Origin of the sequence: Neorhizobium sp. JUb45, from assembly GCF_004343585.1 — a bacterium.
GTDB lineage: Bacteria > Pseudomonadota > Alphaproteobacteria > Rhizobiales > Rhizobiaceae > Neorhizobium.
Window position 1 is genome coordinate 109,836 of the sequence record NZ_SLYW01000006.1, and the last position, 13,005, is coordinate 122,840.

Annotated in this window: 15 protein-coding genes; 12 read left to right on the forward strand and 3 right to left on the reverse strand. The window is 59.7% G+C overall.

Going from position 1 to position 13,005, the window contains the following annotated elements; translation table 11 throughout:
- Nucleotides 1-8 precede the first annotated feature (8 nt).
- Genes pxpB through EDF70_RS21695 form a run of 4 tightly spaced genes read left to right on the forward strand, consistent with a single transcriptional unit; the run spans nucleotide 9 to nucleotide 3,724 of the window.
- Nucleotides 9-695: a 5-oxoprolinase subunit PxpB gene (gene pxpB, locus EDF70_RS21680; protein ID WP_245519279.1), complete on the forward strand. Its 687-nt coding sequence runs from the start codon at nucleotides 9-11 to the stop codon at nucleotides 693-695.
- The gene (locus tag EDF70_RS21685; protein WP_132277826.1) at nucleotides 692-1,687 is read left to right on the forward strand and encodes a biotin-dependent carboxyltransferase family protein; all 996 of its coding nucleotides are present in this window, start codon (nucleotides 692-694) and stop codon (nucleotides 1,685-1,687) included. The genes pxpB and EDF70_RS21685 overlap by 4 nt, the downstream gene beginning before the upstream one ends.
- An 11-nt stretch (nucleotides 1,688-1,698) precedes the next feature.
- Nucleotides 1,699-2,466 (forward strand): 5-oxoprolinase subunit PxpA, encoded by a 768-nt coding sequence (locus tag EDF70_RS21690; RefSeq protein ID WP_132277828.1) that lies wholly within the window; start codon nucleotides 1,699-1,701, stop codon nucleotides 2,464-2,466.
- Between the two features lie 55 nt (nucleotides 2,467-2,521).
- Nucleotides 2,522-3,724 (forward strand): pyridoxal phosphate-dependent aminotransferase, encoded by a 1,203-nt coding sequence (locus EDF70_RS21695; RefSeq protein WP_132277830.1) that lies wholly within the window; start codon nucleotides 2,522-2,524, stop codon nucleotides 3,722-3,724.
- A gap of 25 nt (nucleotides 3,725-3,749) precedes the next feature.
- Here the strand turns inward: EDF70_RS21695 and nac are convergent, their stop codons facing one another.
- Nucleotides 3,750-4,655: a nitrogen assimilation transcriptional regulator NAC gene (gene nac / locus EDF70_RS21700; RefSeq protein WP_132277832.1), complete on the reverse strand. Its 906-nt coding sequence runs from the start codon at nucleotides 4,653-4,655 to the stop codon at nucleotides 3,750-3,752.
- 230 nt (nucleotides 4,656-4,885) lie between these two features.
- Between nac and EDF70_RS21705 the strand changes: the two genes are divergently transcribed.
- The 6 genes from EDF70_RS21705 (at nucleotide 4,886) to EDF70_RS21730 (ending at nucleotide 9,538) form a co-directional block, all read left to right on the forward strand.
- Nucleotides 4,886-5,659, forward strand: coding sequence for an SDR family oxidoreductase (locus tag EDF70_RS21705; RefSeq protein WP_132277834.1), 774 nt, complete (start codon nucleotides 4,886-4,888; stop codon nucleotides 5,657-5,659).
- Nucleotides 5,656-6,363 carry an amino acid ABC transporter permease gene (locus tag EDF70_RS21710; protein ID WP_132277836.1) on the forward strand — a complete coding sequence of 236 codons (708 nt, stop codon included), beginning with the start codon at nucleotides 5,656-5,658 and terminating at the stop codon, nucleotides 6,361-6,363. Before EDF70_RS21705 ends, EDF70_RS21710 begins: the two co-directional genes overlap by 4 nt.
- A complete protein-coding gene (locus tag EDF70_RS21715) occupies nucleotides 6,360-7,118 on the forward strand; it encodes an amino acid ABC transporter permease (protein WP_132277838.1) in 759 nt (252 codons plus the stop codon). The genes EDF70_RS21710 and EDF70_RS21715 overlap by 4 nt, the downstream gene beginning before the upstream one ends.
- Nucleotides 7,115-7,882 (forward strand): amino acid ABC transporter ATP-binding protein, encoded by a 768-nt coding sequence (locus EDF70_RS21720; protein ID WP_132277840.1) that lies wholly within the window; start codon nucleotides 7,115-7,117, stop codon nucleotides 7,880-7,882. The genes EDF70_RS21715 and EDF70_RS21720 overlap by 4 nt, the downstream gene beginning before the upstream one ends.
- A gap of 36 nt (nucleotides 7,883-7,918) precedes the next feature.
- Complete coding sequence (locus EDF70_RS21725; protein ID WP_132277842.1) at nucleotides 7,919-8,755, forward strand: ABC transporter substrate-binding protein; 837 nt, start codon at nucleotides 7,919-7,921, stop codon at nucleotides 8,753-8,755.
- A 108-nt stretch (nucleotides 8,756-8,863) separates the two neighbouring features.
- Entirely contained in the window at nucleotides 8,864-9,538 is a 675-nt protein-coding gene (locus EDF70_RS21730) for a 4-carboxy-4-hydroxy-2-oxoadipate aldolase/oxaloacetate decarboxylase (RefSeq protein ID WP_132277844.1), read from the forward strand.
- Between the two features lie 96 nt (nucleotides 9,539-9,634).
- Here the strand turns inward: EDF70_RS21730 and EDF70_RS21735 are convergent, their stop codons facing one another.
- Nucleotides 9,635-10,186, reverse strand: a complete 552-nt coding sequence (locus EDF70_RS21735; protein ID WP_132277846.1) for a gluconokinase — start codon at nucleotides 10,184-10,186, stop codon at nucleotides 9,635-9,637.
- Nucleotides 10,155-10,922 carry an SDR family oxidoreductase gene (locus EDF70_RS21740; RefSeq protein ID WP_132277848.1) on the reverse strand — a complete coding sequence of 256 codons (768 nt, stop codon included), beginning with the start codon at nucleotides 10,920-10,922 and terminating at the stop codon, nucleotides 10,155-10,157. Before EDF70_RS21740 ends, EDF70_RS21735 begins: the two co-directional genes overlap by 32 nt.
- 92 nt (nucleotides 10,923-11,014) lie before the next feature.
- On the opposite strand from EDF70_RS21740, the gene EDF70_RS21745 reads away from it, so the two are divergent.
- Nucleotides 11,015-11,959, forward strand: a complete 945-nt coding sequence (locus tag EDF70_RS21745; RefSeq protein WP_132277850.1) for a 2-hydroxyacid dehydrogenase — start codon at nucleotides 11,015-11,017, stop codon at nucleotides 11,957-11,959.
- A gap of 9 nt (nucleotides 11,960-11,968) precedes the next feature.
- Nucleotides 11,969-13,000: an L-idonate 5-dehydrogenase gene (locus EDF70_RS21750; protein WP_132277852.1), complete on the forward strand. Its 1,032-nt coding sequence runs from the start codon at nucleotides 11,969-11,971 to the stop codon at nucleotides 12,998-13,000.
- Nucleotides 13,001-13,005 lie beyond the last annotated feature (5 nt).

The window sequence follows — 13,005 nt, forward strand, 5'->3', positions numbered from 1 at the left end:
TCTCCCAAATGTCCCAGCCTGTTGAAACACTCGCGCTCGACCGCAATGGCGCTCGCGTTTCGCCGATCGGCTCCCGCGCCTTTCTTCTCGAGGCGACCGGCGACTTCGACCTCGCTTCGCAACGACGGATCTGGGCTCTATCCCGTGCCGTGGAACTGTGGCGTGATGTCCTTGAGATCGTTCCCGGCATGACGAACCTTCTCGTCGTCTTGAAGGTAACGCCCGAAGACCCGGAGACTCTGGCCGTGCGTCTGCTGGAAGCCTGGGAACATGCTGAAAGCATCGATCTGGCGGGCCGGACGATCGAAATCGCCGTCACCTATGGTGGTGAACACGCCACCGATCTGGCGGCACTTTGCGACAGGTCAGGCCTGTCAGACCGCGAGGTCGTGCGCATCCATTACGAAGGAACCTACCGGGTTTTTGCTCTCGGCAGTGCGCCGGGTTTCGGTTACCTGCACGGACTTGACCCACGCATCTACATGCCGCGCAAGACAGTACCGTCGCTCAATATGGCGCGGGGATGCCTCACCATCGGCGGCATGCAGACGGGCGTCGCTGTTCTGACCGGACCCAATGGCTGGAATTCGATCGGTTTCGCCGAATTGCAGATGTTCGATCCGATGTCCGCCACGCCCGCAGTGATGGCGCCGGGCGATACGGTGCGTTTCGTGCCAGCGAGCATAGAGCTATGATAGAGATCATCCAGACAGGGCCGTTCAACACGGTGCAGGACCTTGGCCGACCCGGTTTTCGCAATATCGGCGTCACCACCAGCGGCGCCATGGACCCGCTGGCACTGAAAATCGGCAACAGCTTGCTTGGCAACGAAGCTGGCGCGGCCGCGCTCGAAATCCAGACCTATCCGTTCAAGCTGCGCTTTTCGAAAGCGACGGTTTTTGTCGTGACCGGGGCCGATTGTGGCGCTTCGCTCGATGGGCGTACGGTCCAACCCTGGTGTGCGCTTTCGGTCGAGGCCGGGCAGGTGCTGGAGCTTGGCCAGCCGCGCGTTGGCACTCGTGCCTATATCTGCATTGCCGGCGGTATCGATGTTGCACCGGTAATGGGTTCGCGCAGCACCTCGCTTCGCGGTGCTTTTGGCGGCAGAGAGGGACGTTTTCTGATTGCGGGTGACACTCTGCAAACGGGGGAGGTCTCCAGTCCCCTTAACCTTCCCGCCGCAGGCATCTCTGTCGTCGATCCCGCCTTTGCGCTTGCCGATGTCTATCCTGCCCATGAAGACGGTGCGCTTGTCATCCGCGCCATTCCGGCGGGGGAATATGGGTTGTTCGGAGAGGATGCCGAGCGTTTCTGGTCGCAGACCTGGAAGATTTCCACGCAAAGCGACCGCACCGGTTATCGCCTGATGGGTGACGCGATCAAGCCAACGACGCCAGTCGAAATGCGGTCTCACGGCGTGGTATCCGGTGTCGTTCAGGTGCCGCCGAGTGGCGAGGCGATCATCCAGATGGCCGATGCCAATACGGCCGGCGGTTATCCAAAAATTGCCGGCGTGATCGAGGTCGACCTTTGGCGTCTTGGCCAAGCGCGTATCGGCAGCCGCCTGCGTTTTGTCCGCGCGACGCATGCTCAGGCGGCGGAGGTCGAAAAGGCTGTAGCAGCTTTCATCGATGATGTCCGCCGGACCGCGCGCCTGGTTTGCGGCGCATTGCAGGTGCTGAACTGAGGGAGGATGGAATGAAGATCGATCTCAATTCCGACATGGGCGAGGGGTTTGGTCCCTATAGCCTGTGCGATGACGAGGCGATGATGAAAGTCGTCTCCTCGGCCAATATCGCCTGCGGTTTCCATGGCGGCGATCCGGAAACCATGGCCCGTATGTTGCGGCTCGCCAAGGCCAACGGTGTCGGCATCGGTGCTCATCCCGGTCTGCCGGATCGTGCCGGCTTCGGACGCCGCGAAATCCCCTATTCTGCTGATGAACTGCGCCAGCAGATGCTTTACCAGTTGGGGGCGCTGAAGGCGATTGCCGCCAGCGAAGGCCAGCGTGTTGCCCATTTCAGTTTTCACGCGGCCATGGGCAATATGGTCAATCGTGATCCGAAGCTGGCCGACCTGATGATGGATGCGATCCGCGCCGTCGATCCCAAACTGATCATCTTTGCCATGCCCGGCAGCGAGATCGAATCCGCTGCCAAGCGGGCCTCGCTCAAGACACTGCTGCTGTTTCTCGCCGACCGCGCCTATGATGCCCAGGGGCGTCTTGTTGCCCGTGGATTGCCCGGCGCCTTGGTGAAGGATGAGGCGGCCGTGCGTGCTCGTGTGCGCCAGTTCCTCGTTGAACGCACCGTCACCACAATCGACGACGTGACCATCGCGATGCCGGCAAAATCCATTCTCGTTCACAGCGATACGCCGGGTTCGCTTGAGCTGGCACGGATCGTGCGCAGCGAAATCGAGGCTGTCGGCGGCACGCTGGCACCTGCATCAGAGGTTGTCGGCTAAAGCCGCGGCCTCTCCCTTTTTCCATTCAGAATTAGACAAACCGGAAGACCAGATCATGCCCGCCACAGCCGACCGTTTGAAAAACGTCTCCATCTCCGCCTCCGCTGCCATGACGCAGCGTGCCCGCGAACTTGCCGCCCAGGGGATCAAGGTGGTCAGCCTGTCCTCCGGCGAGCCGGATTTTCCGACGCCGCCACACGCCATCGAAGCAGCCTACGCCGCAGCACTTGCGGGTGACACGAAATACCCGACCATGGACGGTACGCCGGCCATGAAGGCGGCGATCATCCGCAAGTTCAAACGCGAAAACAACCTGACCTATGAGCCGAACCAGATCGTCGTGTCGGGCGGCGGCAAACAGGTCATCTTCAACGCAGTTCTCGCCACCTGCAATCCGGGCGATGAAGTCGTCATCCCGGCGCCGTCCTGGGTCAGCTATGCGGATATCGTCAAATTTGCCGGCGGCGTGCCGGTCTCTGTGCCATGCCCGGAAAATGCCGGTTTCAAGCTGCGTGCAGAAGACCTCGAAGCAGCGATCACGCCGCGCACGAAATGGCTGTTCCTGAATTTTCCGAACAACCCGACGGGCGCTGCCTGCTCGCGCGCGGAAATGGCGGCAATCGCCGAGGTCATGCTGCGCCATCCGCATGTCTGGATCCTGACCGACGATATCTACGAACATCTCGTCTATGACGATTTCGAGTTCTGCACGATCGCCGAAGTCGAACCGCGTCTTTATGATCGGGTTCTGACCATGAACGGCGTGTCCAAGGCCTATGCCATGACCGGCTGGCGTCTGGGCTATTGCGGCGGACCGAAGGATCTCATCGCCGCGATCAGCAATGTCAACGGCCAGAACAGCGGCGGCACCTCGACCCTGACGCAGGCGGCCGCCGTTGCCGCACTTGATGGTCCGCAGGATCTCTTGAAGGAACGTTCGTCCATCTACAAGACCCGCCGCGATTACGTGCTCGGCCGTCTGGCGGAAATCGATGGCCTGCGTGCCCACAAGCCGGACGGTGCATTCTACATTTTTCCGAACATGTCGGAACTGATCGGCAAGACCACCAAGGGTGGCCGCAAGATCGAAACAGATGTCGACTTCGTCATCGGTCTGGTCGAGGAACACCATGTCGCGACCGTGCAGGGTGCGGCTTACGGCATGAGCCCGTATTTCCGCATTTCCTACGCCACAAGCATGGAAATGCTGGAAGAGGGCTGCAACCGTATCGCCCAGTACTGCCGAGACATGAAGTAACCGGCCTTTCGGCCGATCCTGACGGTCAGGTTTTCAATCTGGCCGTCAGTTCCACGAGAATATCCTTCACCGCGACCGCAGGTTCCGAAAGCGGTGTCTGATCGGAAACGCAGAGCGACAGCGTTTCCTCGATGCGCGGCGACACAAGCCGGCAAATCAGCTTTTCGCTGGATTCTGCAATCAGCCGGTCGGCAATGGCCTTGGGCATGATCGTGACCCCCAGCCCCCGGTCAACGGAGCGGCTGAGTGTTCTCACAATCTCCACCTCCGCCACCACTTTCAGCTCGACCTTGCTGCGCGAAAACGCGGTGTCGACCGCACGGCGCACGAAATTGTAAGCCGGCGGCATCAGAAATGGCAGGCCGTCGAGTGCCGTGACCGGAACCGGCGCATCGCTTGCCTCGATTTCGAAATCCGGATGCGCGACGACAAAAAACTCTTCCTTCAACAGCGGTTCGAAGCGCACGCCCTTGATCGGTCCGACACCATGAATGAGCGCCATTTCCAGGCGGCCGTTCATGATCATCTGGCTGTAGGTCTGCCCGACGCTTTCGGTGAGATGCAAAAGGATGCCGGGATGGCGTTTTCGCGTTTCCGCCAGAAGCTCCACCGAAAGAGTTGCCGCGCTGCTGAAAGGCACGAGCCCGACAGAGACGCGTCCCGCCAGTGATCGGCCGGCGGTGGCAACATCCGATTGAGCCTGCTCCATCTGCCGCAGGATGATCTGCGCGTGTCGATAGACCGCCTGGCCGGCATCCGTCATCGTCACGCCCTGCTGGCTGCGAATTAGCAGTTTCTGCCCGAAATGATCCTCCAGCGCTGCCAGCTGCTGGCTGAGCGCCGGCTGGGCAAGATGCAGGATATCGGCGGCGCGCGTGATGCTGCCGCTATCGACAATGACGATGAAAGATTTGAGGCGCCGGATATCCATTATGGTCGATGCTGCCTGTGTTGTTACCATCGCAAATGAGGTCGCGAGCGGTTTGCGACCTGCTGTTGCACGATTGAAGAGAAAACCTAGCCGCTTGATTTATAAAGCGCAAATGAAGCCTTCCGCAACACGTGCGGACATCCATAACGCTTCCTTATTAGCCCAAAACTAATCGGTCTTAGGCAAGTGAAAAAAGCTTCGCTAGTCTCATATCAACAAAGGGGATCGACATGCCATTTTCCGACTACAAGACTGCTCTGGTAACCGGCGCTTCGTCGGGAATCGGTGCCGCTGTCGTTGAACGACTGTGCCGAGAGGGCCTTGAAGTCCACGCCGTCGCGCGTAGCGCCGAGCCGCTGCGCGCGCTTTCCGAGCGTACAGGCTGCATCGCCCATGCGATTGACGTGACGGATCGGAAGGCCTTGGCCGCACTGACGGGCCGGGTGGCATTCGACGTGCTCATCAACAATGCTGGTGTCGACCGGCCGAAGAAGTTTCTAGAGGCGGAAGATGGCGATATCGATCTGCTGATCGATGTGAACCTGCGCGCCGTCCTGCATCTCTGCCGCATGGTGGTTCCGGGCATGGCCGAGCGGGATCGTGGTCATGTCATCAACATTTCCTCGATTGCCGGCAACTACAATTTCGGCGGCAATTCCACCTACCATGCCGTCAAGGCGGGTGTCGCCATGCTGTCGAACCAGCTGCGTATCGACACTTTTGGCAAGCGCGTGAGGGTGACGGAAATCTGCCCGGGCCGCGTTGCGACCGACATCTTCAACCATGTCCACGGCGATGATCCTTCGATCCGCGAGCGATTCATCGATGGTTTCGAACTGCCGCAGGCTTCCGATATCGCTGATGCGATCGCCTTCGCGATTGCCGCACCTGTTGCGGTCAATATCGGGCATATGGAAATCACGCCGACCCTTCAGGTGATGGGCGGTCTGCAAACGGCAAAGCCGCAGACCCCTGCCGCCAGTCCCGAAGGGACCAAGCGGTGAACGGGTTTGATCTCTCTGCAATCCTGACCAATCCTGACTATATCTCGATGCTGCTGCACGGCATCCAGATGACCTTCATCATCTATATCGGTTCGTGGACGCTGGCGATGACGCTGGCCATCCTGCTCCTTGCTCTGCGCGTCTCGCCACTGCGCATCGGTGAACCGATCGTTGCCGCTTATGTCTCCTATCACCGCAACGTGCCGACACTTGTGCAGTTGATGCTCTGGTATTTTGGCATTTTCACGCTGATGCCACAGGGCCTGTCGGACTGGCTGGCCAACAACAATGCGGAAGCGATTTTCGCGGTTGTCGGCCTTGGCCTTTGTCAGGCCGCCTATTTCAGCGAAGACCTTCGTTCCGGACTGCGGTCGGTCAGCCCCGGCCAGATGGAAGCGGCGCAGGCGCTCGGCCACGGTTATGCCTCTGCCATGCGCTTCGTGATCATGCCGCAGGGTGTGCGCAATGCGCTGCCGCCGCTGATCAACCATAGCGTCTCGCTGTTCAAGAACAGCAGCCTTGCCATCGTCATCGGCGCGCCTGAACTGACCCATGCGATCAAGGAAATCGAGAACATCAGTTTCCGTACCTTCGAGATCTACATGATCGGCACGGTGACCTATCTGTTCTTCTCGCTCATCATCATGGGGATCGGGGCCTATATCGCCATGCGAGCCGATCCGGCGCGGAGGGCACGCGCATGATCCAGGATTTCATCACCATCATTCAGGACTACTGGCTGCTGCTTCTGATCGGCCAGTACCCGAACGGGCCGCTTGGCGGTCTCGCCAACACACTGATCCTGTCGGCGCTTGCCATCGCCTTTGCTTTCCCGGTCAGCATCCTCATGGCACTCGCCCGCCTGTCGAAATGGTGGTTCCTGCGCTGGCCGATGACCGCGCTGGTCTATGTCACCCGCGGCGTACCGCTCCTGATGCTCATCCTGTGGTGCTATTTCGTCATCCCGCTCTGGACCGGCGCCGATGTGCCGAGTTTCCTGATCATGCTGGTGACACTGGTCATCTATCAGGGCGCATTCCTCAGCGAAGTGGTCCGCGCCGGCATCGTGTCGCTGGGGCAGGGGCAGATGGATGCAGCACGTGCCCTCGGCCACGGCTACATGAGCGCCATGCGCTTCGTCATCCTGCCGCAGGCGCTCTACAACATGATCCCGAGCATGATTTCCACCTTCGTCTCGACGATCAAGGATACGACGCTCGGCTACGTCATCAACGTGCCCGACCTGACATTCGCGGCAAGCCAGGTAAACAACCAGCTGCTCACCCAGCCTTTCCAGGTCTTCCTCATTCTCGCGGTGGTCTATTACATCCTTTGCTGGAGCCTGACCTTTGTCGCCAACAGCGTCGAGCGACGGATCGCTCGCCGACGTGCCGGGCCGCGCAATGCCCGCCTGCCGGCTGAAGCCGCACCTCTCAAGACCATTACGGAGCAGCTATGAGCACCTCAGTGTCCGAACCGCAGGCCGCCCAGGCTATCCGCATTGCCGATGTCTGCAAGAACTACGGCGATTATCAGGTTCTCAAGAACATCAATGCCGAGGTGGCGCGCGGCGAAGTGGTGGTGATCTGCGGCCCGTCCGGTTCCGGCAAGTCGACGCTAATCCGCACCGTCAACCGTCTGGAAGAAATCAACAGCGGCGGCATCAGCTTCGAGGGGCAGAATATCCACGCGCCGATGCGCGGCAGCGAACTCAACAAGCTGCGCAGCCGCATCGGTTTCGTGTTCCAGAGCTTCAACCTGTTCCCTCATCTTTCCGTCGTCGAAAACGTGTCGATGTCGCCGATCCGGGTAAAGGGAGTGGCTCCGGACGTGGCGCATGACAAGGCGCTCAAACTGCTGGACCGCGTCGGTCTGGCCGACAAGGCGAATTCCTATCCCGGCCAGCTTTCCGGTGGTCAGCAGCAGCGCGTCGCCATCGCACGTGCGCTCGCCATGGAGCCGCCGGTCATGCTGTTCGATGAGCCGACCAGCGCGCTCGATCCGGAAATGGTGGGCGAGGTGCTGAGCGTGATGAAAAGCCTGGCGGCCGAAGGCATGACCATGCTCTGCGTCACCCACGAAATGGGCTTTGCCCGCGATGTCGCGGACCGGATCTGGTTTATCGATGCGGGCGAGATCCTCGAAACCGCACCTCCCGAAGAGTTTTTCAAGAATCCACGACATCCGCGCGCTCAGCGTTTCCTCGCTGATCTGCGGCACTGACTGCCTTCGACATAAAATAACAATGGAGAACAGCAAATGAACTGGAAATTCGCAACTCTCGCAGCGCTCGTCGCCAGCACTGCTGCCATCGCGCCTGCAAAAGCAGACCAGCTTGCCGACATCCTGTCGGCCAAGAAGCTGCGCTGCGCAACCTTTGCCGATGTGCCGCCGTTCGCAGCACCGGACCCGAAGACCCGTGAAATGGCCGGCTTCGACGTCGATCTCTGCAACGCCATCGCCAAGGAACTCGGCGTGACGGCGGAAGTGAAGCCGGTTTCGGTCGAAGCCCGCGTGCCGGAAGTCAAGCTCGGCCGTGTCGATATCACCGTTGCCAACCTTGCCTATACACAGAGCCGCGCAGAACAGATCCAGTTCAGCGATCCTTACTATCTTGCAAAGGAAATGCTGATCGTTCCGGCCGCCGACGAAGGCAAGGCCAAGGCGGATTATGTCGGCCAGCGTATCGCCTCGGCCAAGGGTTCGACGTCCGAAATGTCGATTAAGCTCAACAAGTCCGAGCCGCTGACCTTCCAGGATACCGCTTCCGCCTATCTCGCGGTCCAGCAGGGCAAGGCGCGCGGCATGGTCGCCAACACGATGACGACGACGAAATTCGTCAACGAGTCGAAGAACCGCGGCAAGGAAATGCGCATGATCGAGGAGCCGATGCTGTACCAGCCGATCGGTATCGGCATGCAGAAGGACCAGCCGGCACTGACCGCCAAGGTCAACGAAATCCTGCGCAAGCTGGATGCCGATGGTGAGATCAACAAGATCTGGGATAAGTGGCTCGGCCAGGGCACCGAATACAAGATGACCCGCACCGACAAGGTCGTTCCGCTGTCCGAACTGAAGTTCGATCCGATCCCGTAATCTGACGGCGCAAAGCGCCTTCCGGTTTCAATCCATCACAATCGAAGAATTGCCGGCGGCGGCAGTCTTGCCGCCGTGCGGTTTATCTATGGCCTCGAGGAGGGCCCAATGGCACATATCAAAGACATTCCCGAACGTCCCTCCAAGGAGGATCTGGCAGCGATTTCGAAATTTTCGCCAGCCACCATTCACGAGGCGCAAGGCCGCCGCGGCGCGCTTTCGTCGCGCCTGAAACCGGTCGATTACCGCATGAAGCTCTGCGGCCCGGCATTCACGGTCAAATCCTCGCCGCGTGACAACATCATGCTGCAGCTGGCGATCAATTACGCCAAGCCGGGCGATATCATTGTCGTCTCTGCCGGCGAATACGAAGAAGCCGGTTCGTTCGGCGACGTGCTGGCCAATGCCTGCCTTGCCAAGGGTATCGGCGGGCTAGTCACCGATACCGGCGTGCGTGACACGCTGCAGCTTCGCGATCTCGGTTTTCCGGTGTTCTCGCTCAGCACCTGCATCAAGGGCACGGTCAAGGAAACGCTCGGCACGACGAATGACTCGATCATTGTCGGTGGCGAAATCATCAATCCGGGCGATGTCATCGTCGGCGATGCCGATGGTCTTGTCGTCGTGCGCCGCAACGAAGTCGCTGAAGCTGCAAAGCTTTCGCAGGCTCGCGAAGATGCAGAGGCCGGTTTCATCGAAGCCTACAAGGCGGGCGCCTCGGTGATCGAAGTCAGCAAGCTCGAAGAGGTTTTGAAGGCCAAGGGCCTCACCGTCGACGTCTGAAAACGCAGGCGGGAAGCGTCGGTTTCGGCCGCTTCCCGTTATCGTCTATCCTGACTGCAAAATGAAAAGGGCGGCCTCATGGTCGCCCTTTCTGCGTTACGTGGTCGCGAGCCGGTTCAGGCCGAGAATTGCCAGAGCGGCGATCATCTCCGGTGTGTTGTCGATATTGACGACCACGACGCCATCTTCCGCATCCGGGCGCTCCAGCGTCGCCAGCTGGCTTTCCAGAAGACTGGTCGGCATGAAATGGCCTTCGCGACTGCCCATGCGCTGGGTCAGCAGGGCCTTGCTGCCATCCAGAAACACGAAGGCAAGATTTCCGCCCACTGCCGCCCGCAATCGATCGCGATAGGTTTTTTTCAGAGACGAGCAGGTCAGTATGATGCCGCTTGTCGCATGATCGGCCAAAATCTCGCCGATGCGATCGAGCCACGGCCAACGGTCTTCGTCGTTCAGCGGCGTACCCATCGACATCTTGGCGATGTTGGCCTGAGGGTGAAGGTCATCACCCTCTTGATAGGGCAGGCCAAGCACCTCGGCGAGACGCATGCCGACCGAACTCTTGCCGCAGCCGGCAACGCCCATCACCACGATGGGGCGCCGGATCGCGTGTGCTTCAAAGGCTGATGGTGATGCCGCCGTCAACATAAAGCGTGTGTCCGTTCACGAAAGAGGAGCCCTTGCCGGACAGGAAGACGGCAGCGCCGACCAGTTCATCGACATTGCCCCAGCGGGCTGCCGGCGTGCGCTTTTCCAGCCATGCGGAAAATTCGGGATTGTCGACAAGCGCCTGATTGAGCGGTGTCTTGAAATAACCGGGAGCGATAGCGTTGACCTGCAGGCCGTGTTTGGCCCAATCGGTGGACATGCCCTTGGTGAGATTTTTGACGGCGCCCTTGGTGGCCGTATAGGGCGCAATGCCCGGACGGGCCAGTTCGCTCTGCACCGAGGCGATGTTGATGATCTTGCCGTGGCCACGGGCGATCATGTGGCGGGCAACGGCCTGGCCGACATAGAACACGCTGGAAATATTGGTGGTCAGAAGCTGCTGCCATTTGTCGATCGGAAAATCCTCGAGCGGCGAGCGATGCTGCATGCCGGCATTGTTGATGAGGATATTGATCGCGCCGATCTCGGCTTCGACCCGGTCGATGCCTGCCGCGACGGATGTATGGTCAGTGGCATCGAAGGCGACGGCGTGTGCGGGGAAGCCGTCGGCGGTCAGTTGATCTCGTGCTGCATTGAGTTTGGTCTCATCGCGGCCGTTGAGAACGATGGTCGCGCCATGCTCGGCAAGGCCGCGCGCCATCGCCAGGCCAATGCCCTGGCTCGATCCGGTGATCAGCGCGGTTTTACCCGTCAGATCGAACAGCGGAAATGACATCAGAAATTCCTCCCGGTCCATAAGGTCGTTTGTCATTGACATAAATGTTATCGATAACATAAGCAATCGAAAACACAGCTCGGGAGAGAGAAATGAAACCGCAGATCCTCGTCATCGGCCCTTATCCGGAATGGGACATGGTGGAGCTCGAAAAGAGCTACGACGTAAAGAAAATCTATGAAGCCAGTGACCGCGATGCCTTCATCGAAGGCGAGGCAAAGCAGGCGACGGCCATCGCCACGCGCGGTGAGCTTGGTGCCTCGGCTGAACTGATCGCCAAGCTGCCGAACCTGCAAGTCATTTCGGTCTATGGCGTCGGTTACGATGCGGTCAATCTGGATGCCTGCCGCACCCGTGGTATCCGAGTTACCAATACGCCTGATGTCTTGACCAACGATGTCGCCGATCTCGGCGTCGCCATGATGCTCTGCCAGTCGCGCGGCATGATCGGCGCGGAACAGTGGGTCAAGGACGGAAGCTGGGCCGCCAAGGGTCTTTATCCCTTGAAGCGCAAGGTCTGGGGCCGCAAGGCAGGCGTGCTCGGGCTTGGTCGTATCGGTTTTGAAGTCGCCAAGCGCCTGCGTGGCTTCGATATGGATATCGCCTATAGCGACGTTTCCGAAAAAAACTATGCCGATGGCATGACCTATATCGCCGATCCTGTGGCGCTTGCGCAGCATGCCGATTTCCTGTTCGTCACGCTGGCAGCTTCCGCCGCGACCCGCCATATCGTCTCGAAGAACGTGATCGAGGCACTTGGCCCGGAAGGCATGCTGATCAACATTTCGCGCGCCTCCAATATCGACGAAGCGGCACTTCTGGACGCGCTTGAGAGCGGCGCGCTCGGCTCTGCCGCTCTCGACGTGTTCGAAGGCGAGCCGAAACTCGATCCGCGTTTTCTGGCACTCGAAAACGTGCTGCTGCAGCCGCATCATGCGTCGGGCACGATCGAGACCCGCAAGGCGATGGGCAAGCTTGTGCGGGATAATCTGGCTGCCCATTTCGCCGGTCAGCCGCTTCCCACTCCGGTCATTTGAGGTCGTGCCATGAAAGCTGTCGTCATTCATTCGGCAAAAGACCTGAGGGTCGAGGAACGCGAAGTCGAAACGGCCGGTCCGGGGCAGGTGGATATCTCCATCGAGGCCGGTGGCATCTGCGGGTCGGACCTGCATTATTACCACTATGGTGGTTTTGGCACCGTGCGCGTGCGCGAGCCGATGATCCTCGGCCATGAGGTCGCCGGTCGTGTGGTGGCGCTTGGAAGCGGCGTCTCCCATCTCGCTGTCGGCGATCGCGTTGCTGTTTCGCCAAGCCGTCCCTGCAACGCATGCGATTATTGCCTCAAGGGCCAGCAAAACCACTGCCTCAACATGCGCTTTTACGGCAGCGCCATGCCGATGCCGCATATTCAGGGTGCGTTTTGCCAGCGTCTGGTTGCCGAAGCCTGGCAGTGCCACAAGGTGGGTGAAGGCATTTCCATCAACGAGGCTGCTTTCGCCGAGCCATTTGCCGTGACATTGCACGCGGTTTCCCGCGCCGGTTCATTGCAGGGCAAGCGTGTTCTGGTCACCGGCTGCGGCCCGATCGGCGTCCTGTCTATCATTGCCGCCCGTCTGCATGGCGCACGCGAAGTGGTCGCAACAGACGTGATGGATGCGGTGCTGGAGAAGGCAAGGGTGATCGGCGCTGATCGCACCATCAATGTCGCATCCGAACTGGAAGCGCTGAACGCCTATACGGCCAACAAGGGTTATTTCGACGTTCATTTCGAGGCGTCCGGCAATGAACGTGCCGTTCGCTCGGGTCTGGAAGTGCTGAAGCCGCGTGGCATCCTCGTCCAGCTTGGTCTGGGTGGCGATATCTCCCTGCCGCAGAACACCATTGTCGCCAAGGAAATCGAGGTGAAAGGTACGTTCCGTTTTCACGAGGAATTCGGTCAGGCCGTCGATCTCATCAACCAGAAACGCGTCGATTTTTCACCGCTTCTGTCAGAAATCTATCCGGTTGCCGATGCGGTGAAGGCGTTCGAGGCTGCCGGTGACCGCGGTCGCTCCATGAAGGTGCAGCTCAGCTTCTGAAACAA